We start from the raw sequence: 19,153 nt of genomic DNA, 5'->3' as shown, positions 1-19,153 counted from the left end.
ATTTGTTGACAAGTTGACGAGTTGACAAGTTGCCCATCATTCTTCTATCATATTCAGGAAATCATCTTCGCTGACGATCTGTATACTGAGCTTTTCAGCCTTCTGCAATTTCGACGGTCCCATGTTGTCGCCTGCAAGGATAAAGGACGTCTTGCCGCTGATGCTCCCCACATTCTTTCCGCCATGCTGCTCAATCATCAGTTTGTATTCGTCACGGCTATGATGCTGGAACACTCCGCTTATGACGATGCTCTTTCCCTTGAGTCTGTCGGAGGCTTGTGCTGTCTGCTCCTCGCTCAGAGCCATCTGCAGACCGTAGCTTCGCAACCTTTCGACAATCTCGAGATTCTGCTCGTTGTGGAAATACGTCATTATGCTTTTTGCCATCACTTCGCCAATGCCGTCGATCTCGAGAAGCTGCTCCAGAGTGGCATCTTTCAGTGCATCGATATTCTTGAAATGGCGTGCAATGAGTTTTCCTGATGTCTCTCCCACGAAACGGATTCCGAGGGCGAATACCACCCGTTCAAAAGGCACTTGCTTGGATGCCTCAATGCCATTGATAATCTTCATGGCTGACTTCTGACGGCTGCCGTCGCCATTGATCTGTTGCACGTTGATGGTGTAGAGGTCGGCAACATTATGCACAAGTCCCTGACGGTAGAAGTCGTCAACGGTCTCCGGCCCGATACTGTCGATATTCATCGCCTTGCGGGAGATGAAATGCTCTATGCGCCCCTTTATCTGAGGAGGACAACCGGCATCGTTCGGACAATACCATGCGGCCTCACCCTCGTAGCGCACGAGGCGTGTGCCACACTCCGGACAATGGGTGATGAAACGGACGGGCTGGGCTATGATCGGACGCTGGTCGATGTCAACGCCTACAATCTTTGGAATTATCTCTCCGCCTTTCTCCACATAAACATAATCACCGATATGCAGGTCAAGACTACGTATGAAGTCCTCGTTGTTGAGTGTAGCCCGCTTGACAGTGGTTCCAGCCAACTGCACAGGGTCCATATTAGCCACAGGAGTGACAGCACCCGTCCTGCCCACCTGGAATGTCACTTCGTTGAGCTTCGTGCAGGCTCTCTCCGCCTTGTATTTATAGGCTATAGCCCAACGTGGACTCTTGGCAGTATAACCGAGGATGCGCTGCTGCCGCAGGGAGTTCACCTTGAGCACAATACCGTCGGTGGCAACGGGAAGGTTCTTACGCTCCGCGTCCCAATAACGTATATATTCATAAATTTCTTCGAGTGTCTTCACTTTCTTCATGCCCTGACTGATCTTGAATCCCCAACGGCTCGCTTCCATAAGGTTCTCATAATGACCGTCAGCAGGCAGTTCTTCGCCAAGTAGATAATACAGATAGGCATCGAGCTGACGACTTGCCACGAGAGCCGAACTCTGGCTCTTCAGCGTTCCGCTCGCCGCATTGCGCGGATTGGCGAAAAGTGGTTCTTCTGCCTTCTCCCGTTCCTCATTGAGACGCTCAAACACTTTCCACGGCATCAGAATCTCGCCTCTTATCTCAAACTCATGAGGATAGCCAGTGCCAGGCAGCACGAGAGGGATGCAACGGATGGTCTTCACATTGTCGGTCACATCGTCGCCATGCACTCCATCGCCTCGGGTAACGCCTCTCATGAGTTTACCGTCTACGTATGTCAGACTGATTGAAAGACCGTCGTATTTCATCTCGCAGCACACCTCGAAATCCTCTCCTCCGAGTCCACGCTTCACACTGTCGTACCACTCTGCCACATCCTGTTCATTGTATGTATTGGCAAGTGAGAGCATCGGATACTTGTGTGCCACCTGCTGGAAATCATGTCCGAGGTCGCTACCCACTCGCTGCGTTGGTGAGTTCGGGTCGGCAAGTTCGGGATGTCTCGCCTCAAGGTCTTGCAGTTCGTGCATCATGAAATCAAACTGCTGGTCAGTGATTTCCGGTTGGTTGAGCACGTAGTATTTATAGTTATAATCATGCAACTCTTTCCTGAGCTGCAGTATTCTCTGTCTTTCGTCCATTATAATGATTGCTATTAAAATTCAAAGTTACAAAATCTGCATGATATACGAGTTATCATCAAACAAAATGATATTCTGTGAAGTTTCCCCTCAAATCCATAAACCGAATTGAACCTTCCGGTCATTGTCATGATTCACGGATAGTTTTATATGCAATGTCCGGAGAAGAGAGAATGCCTACTGCATATACTCCATGCAAAACTTCTCTCCGAGCATGAAGCCTTCCTCGTATAGACGTTCGAGTTTGTCAAGGTCTCTCTCCAAGCGCCCCACCTCCATCGGTCTCTCAGGACGTATACATATTATCTCACCCTTCTCTTCCATCTCGTCAATCATATCGAGCTGACGGTTGTAAGCCTCGCAGCGATGGCTCAGCGCCACACGCAGACGAGGATAGCCCTTGTATATGAAATGGGGAATCTTATGGTCGTGTTCTGTCAAACGGTAGCCTTTGTTGCGGGTGAGCACAAGCACATTGGTCTTGTGTCCCCTCTCTATAGAGCGCATCAGCGGGATGCTGTCTACTATACCCCCGTCGAGCATAGGCACACCGTCTACGTTCACAATCTTGCTCACGTATGGCAGACTGCTCGATGCCATCACGATATCGATAAGACGCTGCTTGTCCTTTCGCTCCGAGAGATAACACGGTCTGCCGGTAAGACAATTCGTTGTGACCATCTCAAACTCATCGGGATTGTTGAAGTATGCATCGTAATCATAAGGCAACAGCTTTTCGGGAAAATCTTCGTAAAGAAGCTTGCGGTCGATGATGCATCCCTGCGAGAAGAGGTAGCGCAGACCGATGTATTTATACTTGAGGAGAAAATCGATGTTTGAGATGCGCGCTCTCCTTATCTGATGACTCATGTATGACAAGCCGTTGCAGGCACCTGCCGAAACAGCCACGACATAGTGGAAATACACGTCGTGTTTCATGAATCCGTCAAGCACTCCGCTGGTGAAGACGCCACGCATACCGCCTCCCTCAAGTACTAATCCCGTGTTCCAATTTACTTTCATAAGTATCTGTTTTTTCCCTAAAAAGAGCCTATATAGCTTGTAAAAGCTACACGTATTAAAGGAATTATAACGAAAAATCTATAAAATTCTATGCAAAGATAATGCTTTTCAAGCAATTATATCTATCTTTGCAAAGAGAAAACTTGCACAACCGTGCAGCTTTTTCTTGCCATGGCAAAGATTGGGCATGTCTCGTTTTGCTCATTTGGCTCCGATGTGAACCTTCAATGTAACAAAAGAAAAACAGAAGAATCAACTTGATCAATGTTTCATAGCATGTAAATTCAAATTTGCAAAGACTTCTCAAATCTGTCACAACGCTGATTTAGATACAAGGAGTCACGACAATGAAATTGTACAAAGCGACTCGATTTCACATATTTATAATATAAAGATAAAACACACGATATGTTCAGCAAAGAAACCTACGTCAACCGACGCGCCGAGCTCAAGAAGCTCGTAAAGAGCGGTATCATAATCCTTTTCGGCAACAATGAGTCTCCGGCGAATTTCCCGGCTAACGGATATTATCCATTCCGTCAGGACTCTACTTTCCTTTATTATTTCGGACCGAAGAGAGACGGACTCGTTGGAGTAATCGACGTTGACAACGACAAGGAGTTGCTTATCGGCAACGACATCGATATCGACGACATCGTATGGTATGGAAGCGTTGACAGCGTTCATGATATGGCAGAACACGCAGGAGTGAAAGAAAGCGCACCGATGAAGCAGCTTCAGGTTATCTGCGACAACGCCATGAAAGAGAAACGCACGATACATTTCCTGCCGCCTTACCGTCATGACACCATGATACAGATTTTCGACCTGCTCGGCATTCATCCAAGCAAACAGCGCGAGGCTGCATCTGTTGAACTGATAAAGGCAGTGGTGAAGATGCGTTCTACCAAGGAACAGCAGGAAATCGAGGAAATCGAGCGTGCTTGCGCTATCGGTTACAAGATGCACACCACAGCGATGCGTGTGACAAAGCCTGGAGTGACAGAGAAATACGTAGGCGGACAGGTAAACGGTATTGCCAACTCGTATGGTGCGATGGTAAGCTTCCCTACAATCTTCTCACAGCATGGTGAGATTATGCACGGAAATCCTTCTATGGCAGTGCTCGAAAGCGGACGACTGGCTCTCTGCGACTGTGGCGGCGAGACAATGGAACACTATTGCTCTGACAATACCAGAACATTCCCTGTAAACGGAAAATTCACTCAAAGACAGCTTGAGATTTATTCTATCGTGGAGGATTGCCACGACCTCGCCTTGAAAATTTCAAAGCCTGGCGTCAAGTATTTCGACGTGCACATGGACGTTTGCCGCCTTATGACAGACAGACTGAAGGAGCTCGGACTCATGATGGGCGATACGGAGGAGGCTGTAAGGGCTGGCGCTCACGCCATGTTCCTGCCTCACGGACTGGGCCACATGATGGGTATGGACGTACACGACATGGAGGGACTCGGACAAACCTACGTGGGCTTTGACGATGAAACAAGACCTAATCTGGAGCAGTTCGGAACAAACTGCCTGCGCATGGGCCGCCGACTTGAAGAAGGCTTCGTTGTTACAGACGAACCGGGAATCTACTTCATCCCAGCCCTCATCGACGAATGGCGCGCTAAGGGTCTCCACAAGGACTTCATCAACTATGAAAAGCTGGAGACATACAAGGATTTCGGTGGAATCCGTATCGAGGACGACATTCTCATCACAAGCGACGGCTGCCGCTTCCTCGGCGAGGAGCGTATCCCATATCATCCAAAAGACGTTGAGGATTTCATGAGCAAGAACTAAGTTCATGATTACATGATATAAAACGCAGAAAATCATAAAACATTAATTTATTTATAAACAATACAAAATGAAAAAAATTCTAACGTTAGCCCTCTTGGCTTGCCTCGCTATGGGAGCCAATGCTCAGGAGAAGAAGGAATCGGCAAACAAGAACAAGCCGGTATTCACCACAATCAAAGAATGTAAGATCACAAGCATCAAGGACCAGAGCAGAAGCGGTACCTGCTGGGACTACTCTACTCTCTCTTTCTTCGAGAGCGAAATCTTGAGAAAGACTGGCAAGAGCGTAGACCTCTGCGAGGCTTTTGTTGCAAACAAGACTTACATGGACCGCGCTATCACTGCAGTTCGCATGCATGGTGACGTTTCATTCTCTCAGGGTGGTTCTGCTGAGGATCCATTGTACTGCCTGAAAAACTATGGTATCTGCCCAGAGGACGCTATGCCGGCACCTGGCTCACTCTATGGTGACTCTCTGAACAACTTCAACGAGTTCTTCGCTGTAATGACTCCATACGTAGAGGCTGTAGCAAAGAGCAACATGAAGAAATTGTCTCCAGCATGGAAGAAGGGTCTGCAGGCTATCCTCGACACTTATCTCGGCAAGTGCCCAGAGTCTTTCAAGTATGAGGGAAAGACCTACACTCCAAGAACATTCGCTGACAGCTTCGGTCTGGATTGGAACGACTATGTAAGCATCACAAGCTACACTCACCACCCATTCTACAAGCCATTCGCTGTAGAGGTACAGGACAACTGGCGCTGGGGTATGAGCTACAACGTTCCTGTTGAGGACATCAACCGCATCATCGACAACGCTATCAACAATGGTTACAGCGTAATGTGGGGTGGCGACGTTTCAGAGCAGGGCTTCACACGTCAGGGTCTCGCTGTTGCCATCGACACAAAGGCTGTTCAGAGCCTTTCTGGAAGCGATGCTGCAAAATGGCTCAAGCTCACTCAGTCTCAGAAGACAAATCTCCTCGACTCTCTCGGTGTAAACACTCCTGAGGTTAAGCTCACACAGGAGATGCGCCAGGAGGCTTTCGACAATTGGGAGACAACAGACGACCACGGTATGCACCTCTTCGGTCTGGCAAAAGACCAGAACGGCAAGGAATACTATATGATCAAAAACTCTTGGGGTGAGTATGGCGACTACAAGGGAATCTGGTATATGACAAAGACTTTCAGCGCTTACAAGGTTATGGACTTCATGGTTAACAAGAACGCCATTCCTAAGGATATTAGAAAGAAACTCGGTATCTGATTCAACAGGATAACTACAATAACAAAAAATTCGGGAAGCAGGACAATTGGTCCGCTTCCCGATTTTTTTGTTGTAAGTTTTTTGCCTTTCCTATCAGCTACGGCTGTATGATGCCGCACCATGATTGTACTACTTTTACGCTTGTTACATCGTCTCGCTCTCTTCCTTCATGTCGATGAACTCTTTCTTGCTGTCATAGAATTCATACTGCAAGAAAGCCATCTTCTGAGAAGAAACGACATGTACGCCAAATCCGTATTTCATCTGCCACTTACGCTTAAGGCTGAAAATACCCTGATTGATATAAGCAGCCACATACGGATGTACGTGAAGATAGAAATTCTTTATTCCTATCTTGTTGACCAACTTGTCAATTTTGTTCTCCAACTGGTCTGTGAAAAGTATGCTCGACTTTATCTTTCCCTTTCCAAAGCATGTAGGGCAGGTCTCTTCCACATTGACATCCATGGCTGGACGCACACGCTGACGCGTTATCTGCATCAGTCCGAACTTGCTCAGCGGCAGGATATTGTGGCGTGCACGGTCTTTCTGCATGTTCTTGCACATGCGTTCATAAAGAATCTGACGGTCCTCGGCAAGGCTCATGTCGATGAAGTCCACCACGATGATGCCGCCCATATCGCGAAGACGCAACTGGCGGGCCAGCTCATCAGCAGCTCCGAGGTTCACGTCAAGTGCATTAGCCTCCTGTCCGTTGTTTGAACGTGTGCGGTTTCCGCTGTTCACATCAACGACATGAAGGGCTTCGGTGTGTTCTATGATAAGATAAGCACCATGCTTATAGTTTACAATCTTTCCGAAGCTCGACTTGATCTGCTTTGTTACGTTGAAGTTGTCAAAGATAGGCACCGTTCCCTTGTAAAGCTTCACGATGTTTGCTTTCTCAGGAGCGATGAGCGTTACATAATGCTTCACCTCCTTATACACCTCCTCGTCATTCACGTAGATGTTTTCGTACGAGGGGTTGAAGAGGTCGCGGAGCATTGCTACGACGCGGCTTGTCTCTTCGTAAACCAACTGCGGGCGTTTTTGGGTTTCCTGTACTTTCTTGATAGCGTCCTCCCACCGCTTCATCAGTACCTTCAGCTCTGTGTCCAGTTCAGCCACACGCTTTCCCTCAGCCACGGTGCGCACAATAACGCCCACGTTCTTTGGCTTGATGCTGTGGATGAGCTGTTTGAGTCTTGCCCTTTCCTCGCCGCTTTTAATTTTGGATGAAACAGAAACTTTATCATCAAATGGAATAAGGACCAGGTAACGTCCGGCGAAACTCAATTCGCATGTCAGTCGCGGTCCCTTCGTTGAAATGGGTTCTTTTACGATTTGCACCAGTACCTCCTGTCCCTGCTGCAATTCGCTCTGCACTGAGCCGTCCTTCTTCAAGTCGGGCAGTCTCATCGCCTTGGCAAAGGGATAAAGTTTCTTTCTGTCGCTCTGTACCTGTTTGATATACTTTTCATAGGAGTTGAACTGACTCCCGAGGTCAAGATAGTGTAGAAAGGCATCACGCTCATAGCCCACATCTACAAAGCTTGCATTCAAGCCAGGCATCAGCTTCTTGACTTTTGCCACGTAGATGTTTCCAACAGAAAACGACGCCGACCTCGGCTCGTTCTGATACTCCACGAGATTCTTGTCTTCAAGAAGGGCGATGGAGATTTCTTTCTGTTGAACGTCGATTACTAATTCGCTTGTCATGTCCTAAATACAAAAACTTGATTGATAAAATAAGGGCATGTCAATAAATACGCGTTCTTGATGATTGCTGCATTGATTGACATGCCCAGTCCGAATAGACCTTCCATTGAGCACTAACTCTGCAGTTAGTCTTACTTGCTCTTATGTCTGTTCTTTCTTAATCTTTTCTTACGCTTGTGAGTAGCCATCTTGTGGCCCTTTTTCTTCTTACCGTTTGGCATAATCTTATTGTTTTTTAATTGTTTAATATAATGTTGTTAATAATATCTTTCTTACTCTTCGCCCTTCATTTTGCTGACGAAGCTTTTGGCAGGCTTGAAACTTGGGAAGTCGTGGGCTGCAATCACAATTGTTGTGTTCTTAGAGATGTTTCTTGCTGTCTTCTCTGCACGGTGCTTCACGATAAAGCTACCGAAACCTCTCAAGTAAACATTTTCCTTTCTCTCCAACAAACTGTTTTTGATAGCTTCCATAAATGCCTCGACAGTAGTGGCTGCATCTTTTCTTGCCACACCTGTAGAAGCAACAATTTCTTCTATAATGTCTGCTTTTGTCATTTTATTTTATACGTTATTGTTTTATATATCTTTGTCCTTACTTTTGGGCTTGCAAATATACGAGTTTTTGGCGGCATACGGAAATATATTTCGGTTTTTTTGCATTTTACGGTAAATACCTCTTTCAGAAGTGTTTAATTTTCATCACTTTATACCAAATCGCAGGATTGCAGACATAAGTCCGACTCGAATGGCGGCATTCTGAACATAATTACCACACAGCTTACTTAGAAGCCCGATTCAAGAAGCCAAAACTACAGATTTGGCAAGACTGGTATCAGCAACATACGTCTGAAGACAATCTGCACTCCTTCAATTCAAATGGGCGCTCACGAATAATCGCAAACGCCCATTCTCCATATCCTTGTGCGGCAGCGCCGCAACGAACTCATTACAATGTCAAGCCTTTAAGCATCTCAGCCACTTCGTCGTTTATCTTCTTGGCGAAGTCTTCCTTGCTCATCACGCCCTGGTCGCCACCGCCCTGCTTACGCACGGCAACAGTACCCTCGGCCTGCTCCTTCTCTCCCACTACGAGCATGTATGGGATGCGCTTCATCTCGTTGTCGCGAATCTTGCGTCCAATCTTCTCGTTGCGGTCGTCAACCTTTGCACGCACGCCCTTGCCGTCAAGATACTTGGCAAGATTATTTGCGTATTCGTTATACTTCTCTGAGATTGGCAGGATAGCCACCTGGTCTGGTGTGAGCCAGAGTGGGAAATGACCTGCGGTATGCTCGATGAGCACGGCGGTGAAACGCTCCAGCGAGCCGAATGGTGCACGGTGTATCATTACCGGAGTCTTCTTAGAGTTGTCCTCTGCTGTATATTCCAGTTTGAAACGCTCCGGCAGGTTGTAGTCCACCTGGATTGTTCCGAGCTGCCATCTGCGTCCGATGGCATCCTTCACCATGAAGTCGAGCTTTGGTCCATAGAACGCTGCCTCGCCTTCTTCCTCACGGCACTGAAGACCCTTCTCGCGACAAGCCTCGCGGATGGCATTCTGGCTGTCTTCCCAATTCTGATCGTCGCCGATATATTTCTCTGTGTCCTTTGGGTCACGAAGTGAAATCTGAGCCTCGTAGTCCTTGAATCCAAAGATGTTAAACACCTTGAGGATTACGTCGATCACGTTTTCGAACTCTTTCTTCACCTGGTCCGGACGCACGAATATGTGGGCATCGTCCTGTGTAAACGTACGCACACGTGTCAATCCATGCAGCTCACCGCTCTTCTCATAGCGGAACACCGTACCGAACTCTGCGATACGCAATGGCAGATCCTTGTATGAACGTGGTTTGCGGGCATATACCTCACAATGGTGCGGACAGTTCATCGGCTTCAGCATATACTCCTCATCCTCCTCTGGAGTGTGGATTGGCTGGAAGGCGTCCTTGCCATAGTGTGCATAGTGGCCAGAAGTCACATAAAGGCTCTTTCCACCGATTCCCGGAGTAATTACCTCCTGATAGTTATATGGTTTCAGGAGAGTGCGAAGCAGCTCCTGCAGACGCAGACGCAGCTGTGTTCCCTTCGGCAGCCAAATAGGAAGTCCCTTGCCCACACGCTCTGAGAACATGAAGAGTTCCATCTCCTTGCCTATCTTTCTGTGGTCGCGCTTCTTTGCCTCTTCGAGCATTACGAGATATTCGTCGAGCATCTTCTTCTTTGGGAAGGAGATACCGTAGATTCGTGTCATCTGCTCACGCTTGGCATCGCCACGCCAGAAGGCTCCGGCAACGCTTGTTATCTTGATTGCCTTGATGGCACCAGTGCTCACAAGGTGGGGACCCTTACAGAGGTCTGTGAAATGGCCCTGTGTGTATGTGGTGATGGTACCGTCCTCAAGGTCTTGGTCGATGTGCTCGTATTTGTATTCCTGACCGTCTGCCTTGAATTCCTTCAGGGCGTCTGCCTTTGAAACCTCCTTGCGCACGAGCAGCTCGTCTTTAGCCGCGAGCTCCTTCATCTTCTTCTCAATCTTGTCGAAGTCTCCCTCCTTGATCACTACACCGTCTTTCGGCATAACATCATAGAAGAATCCATTATCTACAGCAGGTCCGAAACCGAACTGGATTCCAGGGTACAACTCCTGGAGCGCTTCAGCCAACAGGTGGGCTGATGTGTGCCAGAAGGCGTGTTTGCCTTCTTCGTCTTCCCACTTGTACAATGTTACCTTTGCATCCTCGTTGATAGGACGGTTCAACTCTACCGTTTCGCCATTCACGCCGCAAGCCAATACGTTGCGGGCCAAAGCCGGCGAAATGCTCTCTGCAATCTGCAGACCAGTCACGCCCTGTTCATACTCACGAACAGTTCCGTCTGGAAATGTGATTTTAATCATAATTGTATTTATTTGTTTTTAGCGAGTGATACGAATACCCGCGATTGTTTTAACAAGTGCAAAATTACTATTTTCCTGTGAAACGAAGAAAGAACATACGTTAAATATGTCTTCATCTATCATTTTCCCTTCTTGTTTCCATATTTCTTTATTGCCACATAGGCATCAACGAGTCCCAGTTCGCCAGCTTTGCTGAGGTCTGCCACTCCCTGTTCCACATTTCCGGCAAACACCCTCACCATCCCTCTGTTATAGTAAGCCTCTGCCAGTCTGCCGTCAATGGATATGGCCTTGTCGTAGTCTGCCAGCGCCTTGCCATAGTTTTTGGATGCGGCATACAGGTTTGCCCTGTCGTAATAAAGATATGCGTTGTTGCCGTCGAGACTTATCGCTTTGGCAAGGTCGTCGATAGCCTTCTGCTCACTGAACATCGGTTTGCCTCCCATCGACGCATCGAATGTCCTCAACATCGTCAGACATACCGCCCTCTGCCAATATGCGAGTACCGAGGTGCTGTCTATCTGCAGATATGCCGAAAGGTCGTTCTCTGCATCGTAATAATTCTGGGTCACGCAATACGCCACAGCCCTCTTGAGCAGATACCCCTTGTCGCCACGCAGATCCTTCGACTTCTGTATCATATCGCTCAGCGAGTCTATCATCACGAGATAGCGCTTCGATGTTTCCTCGTCGAGGCTCTTCGGATTACAGGTTATCTGTAGTGGCAAGCTGGCATTGTGTATCGTGGCGTCTGACTTCTCTGCCATTTCCTTGTTGAAACGGTCAACGATTTCATCTGAAGCGACATACGACTTCACGCCGTTGTTGTACTGGATGAACGAGAGCTGGTACATCGGCATATACTCCACATCGAGGTGGCGGTTCTGCACCTTTCCCCTGTAGGAGTTTTCATACTCATGGTCCACCTCTGCCTTGTCGTCAACCACGAGCTGGTTGTATTTGTCGAAGTTTATCTCGCTTCTCTTTCTCACATCACGTATCTTCTTCTTGCTCCAACGTGGCTGATAGCCATTCGACTTGTCGTTCTGCGCCTTGAAGATGCGGAACTCATCAAGCTCTGCTTTCGCCGTCATGCCGAGACGGCGGTAGCAGCGGGCACGGTTGCTGAGTCCTACCCAGAAGTTGGGGAATTGTGATATCAATGCAGAATAGTCGGCAATCGCACCTCTCAGGTTTCCAATGCGCTCACGCAGCAGCGCACGGTTGTAGATAGCCATCACGTTGCCTGGTTCAAGACGGATTATGAAGTCGAAGTCCTCCACCGCCCTGTTGTCGTCGCCCACCTGCACACGCAGCTGTCCTCGGTTGTAGTGTGCCAGGAAATTGTTCGGCTCCAGTTCAATTGCCTTGTCGTAATCCGCCAGAGCTCCACGCAGGTTGTTGATATTGTATCTTGCCAACGCACGGTTCACATAATATCCCGCCATGCTTGGTTTCAGATGTATTGCCTTGGAGAGCTGCTGCTCAGCGTCTTTCCATTCCGACTTAGCCAGACTTATCATCGAGCGTGTCGCCCATGCCTCACCGTCGTATGGGTTGAGTTCCAGGCTCTTGTCCAGATACTGGCTTCCTTGCAGAGTGTCTTTCTGTTGCAGACACAGTTCTGCCTTGAGTCTGAACGCCTGTGAATATTTAGGCCAGCGCCTCATCATCACGTCGAGATCTGCCGATGCCTTGTCATAATCCTTGTCCTCCAGCTTACACAACACCCTGTTATACCACAGGTTCTTGTTGTCCGGCTCGTATTCTATCGTCTTGTCGTAGTCGGCTATGGCTCCAGAGAAATTGTTCTGCTTGATGCGGCAGAGTCCTCTCAGCTCGTAAATCACCGGCACATAGGGGTTCAGTCTTATCGCCTCGGTGCAGTCGGCCTCGGCCCCCACATAGTCGTCGAGTCTGAACTTTGCCTCGCCTCTTCCCAGCCACGGCTCGTAGAGATATGGCTTTGAGGCTATGGCACGGCTGAAATACTGTATAGACAAGACATAATCCTCATAATACAATGCGCTCTGCCCTACCCTTATCAATCTGTCGATGTTGTATTGCGCCCTGGCAAAGGCCAACGAGGCGAAACATAATACCAATAAGAGTATCTTGCGCATAGTAGCATGAGGATTACGTGTCTGTTGTTCTAAAAGAATATCTTCGTCAAAACGACGGCTCATCGAGCCCCGCGTCAGCGTCTTGCCGCCTTTGTGCGGTAGCTGCAGCGGTAGCGTCCCTGCAAGAGAGCCTTCAGTTTGCTCTTGATGAGCTGCTTTCTCAGCGGAGAGATACGGTCGATGAACATCTTGGCGTCGAGATGGTCGAACTCGTGCTGCATGACACGGGCCAGATACCCCTCCACCCACTCATCGTGCTCGTTGAGGTCTTCGTCGAGATACTGCACATGGATGCGTGTAGGACGTGTCACCTTCTCCTGGATGCCAGGCAGCGAGAGACATCCTTCCTCCAGGCTCTCCGTATTCGTTTCGTCGTATTCTATGATATGTGGATTGATGAATCCCTTCTTGAATCCCTTGTATTCGGGAAAATCTTCCGACAGCACATCGAGGTCGATTACCACAACCCTGATGTTCAGTCCTATCTGCGGTGCGGCAAGTCCCACGCCGTTAGCCTCCTCCATCGTCTCGAACATGTTTGCCAACAGTTCCTTCAGATTGGGATAGTCTTTCTCAATATCAGCCGATTCTTTTCTCAATACCGGCTGTCCGTATATATATATAGGTAAAATCATCTCTTTGACTCCAAAAAGCTTTGTAATATTATTGTTGCGCTTATTTCATCTACGAGCGCTTTGTTCTGACGCGCCTTCTTTTTCAGTCCGCCGTCTATCATCGCCTTGTGTGCAAGCACCGATGTGAAACGCTCGTCATAGTATATGATAGGCACCTGCTGATGGTTTTTCCAGCGCGCCACAAACTGTCTCACCCTCGCCAGATTCTCGCTCGGCTCGCCATTCGGCTGCCGCGGTTCGCCGATGACAATCAGCTCCACGCTCTCCTCGCTGATGTATTTCACGAGATAGTCGTAGAGCTGCGCCGTAGGCACTGTGGCAAGCCCTCCTGCAATGATCTGCAGGGGGTCGGTCACGGCAAGTCCGGTGCGTTTCTTTCCGTAGTCTATCGACAGTATGCGTGCCACGGTTCTGATTACTGCTGGTTATAGAGCAGCCATGCGTCCGGATACTGGCTTCTCAACTGGTTACGGCTCTGCACAGCCTCGTTCTTGGTATCGAATGTAGTTGCCACCACACGATACATCCTTGTAGCCGAGTCGTAAGCCACCTGTGCGGCATAGCCCTTGTTGTTGAGCTGTCCCTGCATTCCCTCTGCATTTGCCTGCACAGAGAAAGAGCCTACCACAACGCTGAACGACTTCAGTCCGGCACCGCTTATCACAGAGTATTTGCCCTGACGCACCGGCACATTGTCGGTATTGTCAACGACAACTGTCTCGTTGGCTGGCTTCTCCACAACTGGAGTCACTACTGCAACTTCTTCTGTTGGCTGTTCTGTAGCGGTCTTGTTTTCGGCAGCCTGTGCCTTTTCATACATCTTTCTGTATGCTTTCTCAGACGAACCACAGCTTGTGAATGCAACAGCCAGGAAAAGGCTTGCGCAGATTATAGAATATTTCTTCATTTCAGTTATATTGTTTGGTTATACATTCTTATTTTTCAAAATCTCTGCAAAGTTAAATAAATTAGGTGTAAATAAAGAGATTGCGGCACACAAAGTTTGTTAAATACCTTCTTTATCTCTTCAGCAGGCAAAAAAATAGTAAAAAGGCATTGCCGATACAAAAAAAAGCACTATATTTGCTTTCACAATAACATTTAGTCTAATTTTTAACATCTGAAGATTATGAAAGCATTAGGTTACATCGGAGCATTCCTCGGCGGAGCTCTGGCAGGAACAGCACTCGGTCTATTACTCGCCCCAGAAAAGGGTACCGATACAAGAGAGAAAATCACTGACGCCATCGACGACTTCTGCAAGCGCCACAGCATCAAGCTGACACGCAAGGAAATGGGTGACTTGGCTGACGACATCCAGGATGCGGCAGCTGAATCTGAGGAGGTATAACACCTGCCTCCAGCCATCTGCCACGCTTGGCGGATGGACAAAGAACAAGGTAAACGAACTATAACTAAATCCAAGGACATTGATGTTTTCAAGTGATAGGAACATCGGCATAATAGGCAGACTCGTGGAGTTAGCCCGTCATTACTTCGGCCTTCAGTGCGAATACATAAAGCTCGGAGCGATAGAGAAGTCTGTCAGACTGATAACGGCACTCGTGATAGTGGCGGTATTGGCTCTGATAATCATCATGACACTGATATTCTTCTCGCTCGCCGCCACGGTATGGCTGTCCGACTGCATCGGGTATGCTGGAGCCTTCTGCGTGGTGGGGGCATTCTATCTGGTTGCCTTCCTACTGTTCCTCCTATTCAGAAAACCGCTCGTTGAGCGTCCGTTGGTGAAATTTCTCACCGATGTTTTAATGGACCGATAGCTTATGGACAAGACTCAGAACCATCAACAGCATTTCCATTCATTGGACGACATCGCGGCTCGCCGTGAAGTGTTGCTCAAAGGAATGAACAAAGACCAGAAAGAAATTGGTCTGCTATGGAACGCGATGTTCAAGCCGGAGAAGAAGACCAGACAGAAAGGTTTCACTCTGTCGAGCGTCCTCAGCTCGAGCGTCGGCATCATCGACGGTGCCTTGTTCGCATGGAAGATTTACCGGAAGTTCAAACGATGACAAACGGGAAAACGGAATACACAATCCCCGGCACAAGATGCAACAAACGCTCTTGTACCGGGGATTTTCATTGTTTTCCACAGAAACGCCCACCACTCTTCAATATCCACGCGCCTCTCTCCGACTTACCTCATGTCAATGCAAGTCGGTCGTTATCGGTCGCATGGTCAAATCGTCCGCAATCTCCAACTCACTATATGTCCACTCAAGCCATAATGACTGATGGTGATAAACGAGTTTTCGTGAAAAGAAGTGTCATTGTATCATTTTCGCCATTATTCTATAGTCAAACCTCTGACTTATAAAGACTTAGCTAAATGATACTTTTCTGAAGTATTTACAGAAAAGTATCATAAAAGTATCATTCTGAATACCGAAGTATCATCACTTCCAAACTATCCACACACAACGTCAACAGTTTCTTTCACGCCAAGAGCTGCCAAACCGGGTATTTCCATATCCTGTTTCATCCAAAGAACACTTTGATTTCTGTTTTGGGCATCAACGGGCACATTCGGGGCATTGATGTTGCCCAAGTGGGGTAAGCTGCTTGCCCAAGTGGGGCACGGTGCTTGCCCATCATGGGCACGCTGCTTGCCCCGGATGGGCACAATTGCAGTCAGACGTCTGCCCAATAAGTTAGCATGAGTTCGACGAATTAGAATAAGGTTAATTGTCTATCTATAGTCCTTTGGACTGCAATTATTGGTTTCTTAGGAAAGAAACAATATGCAGCCAAAGCTCCAAGAGTATTGACAATGCCTGTCGCCTGAATTCCTCTCATCTGACAATTTCTTTCATCAGCAAACCATCCAGACAATTGGCTGACAATCGTAAGGTAGTCAACTGCCTGTCTGTCAAAATGTTACGACTAAAAACCAGACAATCTGACAGTTTGTGAGCAATTCTTCTTTTTACTAAGAATCAACGATATGGGCAACTTTCTCCCATATCGATTATCTTAAACCCAAATCGGTCATTAGGCCGTTCAATGGTAGTATTTTACAACTGCTTGCAAAAGATTTACCGGACAGCAATATTTAGAAATCTATTTTATTCTTGTTCTTCTTTTTGCCTGAGTTGATGAGTTTCACGAGCGACAGGACATCCACTCCTACAGAACAGGAGTTCTGATATGCCTTCTTGCCGTTGACTGTCTTGAAAAGTGGCGTTAGACCCAGCGAACCGCTGAAGACAAGCGGACCGATTCCCCAGACTACCGACATGTTAAGTCCCAGACGGTTGAGCTTGTAGGTCTCGTCTGCCGATATGTTTCCTTTCATCTTATACCAGGCATTGGTACGGATCTCGGGCGACAGTCCCAGCCCCAAATAGAAGTCATAGCTGCCATCCACGGTGAACATCATGGGCAGACGGAACGACATATAGTTGATATTGTTGCCGTCGGCTCGCTGGTCCATCTTCACGAAATCCCATTTGCCGCCGGTTTCCGTCACGACATAGTCTTTCTGAAAGCAGAGGTGGCTCCACACAAGCTGGGCTGCGATACTGAATCCCATACTGTTCTGCTTGTTGAACGGCACCGACATGTAATAAGGGGTGACGCCAAATTCAAACGATTTTGAAAACCTTGCGTGGTGGAGCTGGCTCGTGCCGAACACCTTGCCGGTGATGTTTGCCATACCGAACCATACCGTAGGATAACGTGGGGCGAAATCGATGTGCTGCAGATTGCTTGTTGGCAGGAATGGCGAACCCACATATACCTGTTCCACTTCCTGGCCATCCACGAAGTTCATTTCGCTGACCTTCGTCTGCTCCACTCCGTCGTTGCCGAACACCTTGACGTTGGTCTTGCTGCCATCCACGTCTACTACGATTTTTTTGTCTTTCACCACAAACGTCGTGTCTTCTTTCTCTGCTGCCTCTCCCAAAAGCGGCAAGAACGCAGCCAACAATAGTAATTTCTTCATATTTCAAGTTTTTTTATTATCAAATTGACATCCTGTGAAAATGTTTTTGCCTTTCATAAAGGTCAGGACGGGTTGTTTTTTCAGTGGATTTCCGGAGGGCAGCCCTCAATACTTGGAATAACAGAGTTTCAGTATGTCGTCGGGTGACAGTTTCCCCTCTATATATATCACCGTACCCTTACGGCTGTCCACATAGCTGAAGAGGATGTATCTGTTGTAACCGCCCGGCAAAGGTTTCATCATGTAATATCCACTCACAAGTTCACCACCGTCGATTACCTCGCGCACCTTCTTGGCATTCTTCCTGTCGGCATCGAGATATGGCTTCACCGCATGGTGTAGCTTCTTGTATACCAGACTCTTATACACTCTGAGTTTATAGCCATGCAGCGTGGTGTTTTCCATCACCACCATCTTGCATCCCTTGGCTCTGCCATATCGCTGGAACACATTGTCAACGTTGAGTCCCTTTTGTCCCATCGCTGCAACGGCAAGCATCAGAAACACAGCCATGAACATCATGCGTCTAAACAAATATCGTTTCATAGTCATTGACATTAAAATTCTACATACATCACCATTCTCCAACAACAAGTCACCTCATCATCCGCATAGCCTCAAACGGATCATCGTCTGCCATTTCACCGACGTTGCGCAATGCCTCAGCAGCTTCTGCATGCACCAAGCGCTTGTCGGTGTACACTTTTCCGTCTTCAACCATATAGCACACCGCATCACTCTGGTGCGACGGAAGGAAAAATACCAACAATAACGCCACAGCTGCAGCAGCCGACAGGCAGAGGGCTACTTTGCGGTGCAGACCGACGGTCTTGCCGGCGGTTTCAGGCTTCGCTTCAGCAGCAATGTCATCAGTTTCGTCACGAACCGTTTTCCTCTCTGCATCCACGAAGCAGAACATGACCCTGTATGGTTTCCATTCCGCCGGAATATCACCCGAATGTTCTCTGAAATACGTTCTCAGAAAATCTTCCTCCGCCATAGTGGTCTCACCGCCGATATATTTCTCCAGCAGTTCCGCAATATGAGCCGTTCTGTTGTCATTAATATCATTTTTCATCTCTTGCTCCTTTCATCAGTTTCATATAAGTATCTCTTATCTTCAGACGCGCCCTTGAGAGGTTCTTTCTCAGATTGTCGGCTGTACAGCCCGTTATCTGCATTATCTCTCCGGCATCATAGCCCTCTATCTCTTTCATTCTGAACAGCTGGCGCTGCAACGGCGGAAGGTGTTCCACTATATTCCGTATCAGTGCCATCTCGTCGAGAGTATCCACGCCTCGCTCCTCAAAACCGGCGACACCCTCTGACAATTCGACTGAAGGATGCCGTTGCTGCCGGCGCCTGTCGTCATAGAAGGCATTGCGCAATATCGTATAGAGAAGTGCTTTTATATTGTCTGAAGCATCCAGCGAGTCGCGCCTTTTCCATAGCCTCAGCATCGCTTCCTGCACGAGGTCCTCGGCATCTTCTCCGTTTCCGGTCATACCAAAGGCCCGCGACAGCAACTCTTGTCTAAGAGGCAGGATAATATGGTTGAACTCTTCTGGTTTCATCTCTCGTTTATATATATAACGCCAAAGAAAAGGATTTCGGACATTTGGCAGGGATATTTTCAAAAAAATGACGGACAGACGAACAAACAAGG

Annotated in this window: 18 protein-coding genes and 1 pseudogene; 5 read left to right on the top strand and 14 right to left on the bottom strand. The window is 48.0% G+C overall.

Features of this window, described 5'->3' with window-relative positions; genetic code table 11:
* Positions 1–36 precede the first annotated feature (36 nt).
* Both ligA and ACDC99_RS03020 read right to left on the bottom strand, forming a co-directional pair.
* Positions 37–2,037 carry an NAD-dependent DNA ligase LigA gene (gene ligA, locus ACDC99_RS03025; protein WP_370755784.1) on the bottom strand — a complete coding sequence of 667 codons (2,001 nt, stop codon included), beginning with the start codon at positions 2,035–2,037 and terminating at the stop codon, positions 37–39.
* Positions 2,038–2,214: 177 nt separating this feature from the next.
* Positions 2,215–3,060, bottom strand: coding sequence for a patatin-like phospholipase family protein (locus tag ACDC99_RS03020; RefSeq protein ID WP_044080282.1), 846 nt, complete (start codon positions 3,058–3,060; stop codon positions 2,215–2,217).
* A gap of 408 nt (positions 3,061–3,468) precedes the next feature.
* On the opposite strand from ACDC99_RS03020, the gene ACDC99_RS03015 reads away from it, so the two are divergent.
* Positions 3,469–4,869, top strand: a complete 1,401-nt coding sequence (locus ACDC99_RS03015; RefSeq protein ID WP_022315870.1) for an aminopeptidase P family protein — start codon at positions 3,469–3,471, stop codon at positions 4,867–4,869.
* A 67-nt stretch (positions 4,870–4,936) separates the two neighbouring features.
* The gene (locus tag ACDC99_RS03010) at positions 4,937–6,139 is read left to right on the top strand and encodes a C1 family peptidase (protein ID WP_288745241.1); all 1,203 of its coding nucleotides are present in this window, start codon (positions 4,937–4,939) and stop codon (positions 6,137–6,139) included.
* A 144-nt stretch (positions 6,140–6,283) separates the two neighbouring features.
* Here the strand turns inward: ACDC99_RS03010 and ACDC99_RS03005 are convergent, their stop codons facing one another.
* The 7 genes from ACDC99_RS03005 to ACDC99_RS02975 all read right to left on the bottom strand — a co-directional run bounded on the left by ACDC99_RS03005 (position 6,284) and on the right by ACDC99_RS02975 (position 14,424).
* Positions 6,284–7,858: an Rne/Rng family ribonuclease gene (locus ACDC99_RS03005; RefSeq protein WP_022315867.1), complete on the bottom strand. Its 1,575-nt coding sequence runs from the start codon at positions 7,856–7,858 to the stop codon at positions 6,284–6,286.
* A gap of 272 nt (positions 7,859–8,130) precedes the next feature.
* Positions 8,131–8,415 carry an HU family DNA-binding protein gene (locus tag ACDC99_RS03000; protein ID WP_022315866.1) on the bottom strand — a complete coding sequence of 95 codons (285 nt, stop codon included), beginning with the start codon at positions 8,413–8,415 and terminating at the stop codon, positions 8,131–8,133.
* 391 nt (positions 8,416–8,806) lie between these two features.
* A complete protein-coding gene (thrS, locus tag ACDC99_RS02995) occupies positions 8,807–10,759 on the bottom strand; it encodes a threonine--tRNA ligase (protein ID WP_022315865.1) in 1,953 nt (650 codons plus the stop codon).
* Between the two features lie 119 nt (positions 10,760–10,878).
* Entirely contained in the window at positions 10,879–12,882 is a 2,004-nt protein-coding gene (locus ACDC99_RS02990) for a tetratricopeptide repeat protein (RefSeq protein WP_320875199.1), read from the bottom strand.
* 74 nt (positions 12,883–12,956) lie between these two features.
* Positions 12,957–13,517, bottom strand: a complete 561-nt coding sequence (def, locus tag ACDC99_RS02985; RefSeq protein ID WP_022315863.1) for a peptide deformylase — start codon at positions 13,515–13,517, stop codon at positions 12,957–12,959.
* Entirely contained in the window at positions 13,514–13,924 is a 411-nt protein-coding gene (gene ruvX / locus ACDC99_RS02980) for a Holliday junction resolvase RuvX (protein WP_022315862.1), read from the bottom strand. The genes def and ruvX overlap by 4 nt, the downstream gene beginning before the upstream one ends.
* Before the next feature lie 8 nt (positions 13,925–13,932).
* The gene (locus ACDC99_RS02975) at positions 13,933–14,424 is read right to left on the bottom strand and encodes an SPOR domain-containing protein (protein WP_303222479.1); all 492 of its coding nucleotides are present in this window, start codon (positions 14,422–14,424) and stop codon (positions 13,933–13,935) included.
* Between the two features lie 222 nt (positions 14,425–14,646).
* Between ACDC99_RS02975 and ACDC99_RS02970 the strand changes: the two genes are divergently transcribed.
* The 3 genes from ACDC99_RS02970 (at position 14,647) to ACDC99_RS02960 (ending at position 15,553) form a co-directional block, all read left to right on the top strand.
* Positions 14,647–14,868, top strand: a complete 222-nt coding sequence (locus ACDC99_RS02970; RefSeq protein WP_022315860.1) for a YtxH domain-containing protein — start codon at positions 14,647–14,649, stop codon at positions 14,866–14,868.
* Between the two features lie 82 nt (positions 14,869–14,950).
* Positions 14,951–15,301 (top strand): hypothetical protein, encoded by a 351-nt coding sequence (locus ACDC99_RS02965; protein ID WP_022315859.1) that lies wholly within the window; start codon positions 14,951–14,953, stop codon positions 15,299–15,301.
* 3 nt (positions 15,302–15,304) lie between these two features.
* A complete protein-coding gene (locus tag ACDC99_RS02960) occupies positions 15,305–15,553 on the top strand; it encodes a hypothetical protein (RefSeq protein ID WP_022315858.1) in 249 nt (82 codons plus the stop codon).
* A 658-nt stretch (positions 15,554–16,211) separates the two neighbouring features.
* Here the strand turns inward: ACDC99_RS02960 and ACDC99_RS13110 are convergent.
* From ACDC99_RS13110 to ACDC99_RS02940, 5 genes and pseudogenes are all read right to left on the bottom strand, one after another.
* A pseudogene (locus ACDC99_RS13110) lies at positions 16,212–16,313 on the bottom strand (IS982 family transposase); the annotation flags it as partial.
* 280 nt (positions 16,314–16,593) lie between these two features.
* On the bottom strand, positions 16,594–17,487 hold the full coding sequence (locus ACDC99_RS02955) for a hypothetical protein (RefSeq protein WP_022316394.1): 894 nt from the start codon (positions 17,485–17,487) through the stop codon (positions 16,594–16,596).
* 105 nt (positions 17,488–17,592) lie between these two features.
* Complete coding sequence (locus ACDC99_RS02950) at positions 17,593–18,033, bottom strand: hypothetical protein (protein ID WP_022316393.1); 441 nt, start codon at positions 18,031–18,033, stop codon at positions 17,593–17,595.
* A gap of 49 nt (positions 18,034–18,082) precedes the next feature.
* On the bottom strand, positions 18,083–18,565 hold the full coding sequence (locus tag ACDC99_RS02945) for a hypothetical protein (protein WP_303222482.1): 483 nt from the start codon (positions 18,563–18,565) through the stop codon (positions 18,083–18,085).
* A complete protein-coding gene (locus ACDC99_RS02940; RefSeq protein WP_370755777.1) occupies positions 18,555–19,061 on the bottom strand; it encodes an RNA polymerase sigma factor in 507 nt (168 codons plus the stop codon). Before ACDC99_RS02940 ends, ACDC99_RS02945 begins: the two co-directional genes overlap by 11 nt.
* Positions 19,062–19,153: the final 92 nt, after the last annotated feature.

The organism is Prevotella pectinovora (genome assembly GCF_041323955.1).
Taxonomy (GTDB): Bacteria; Bacteroidota; Bacteroidia; order Bacteroidales; family Bacteroidaceae; genus Prevotella; species Prevotella pectinovora.
The sequence above is the reverse complement of the archived record's forward strand: the minus strand, read 5'-3'. Positions and strand labels throughout refer to the sequence as shown.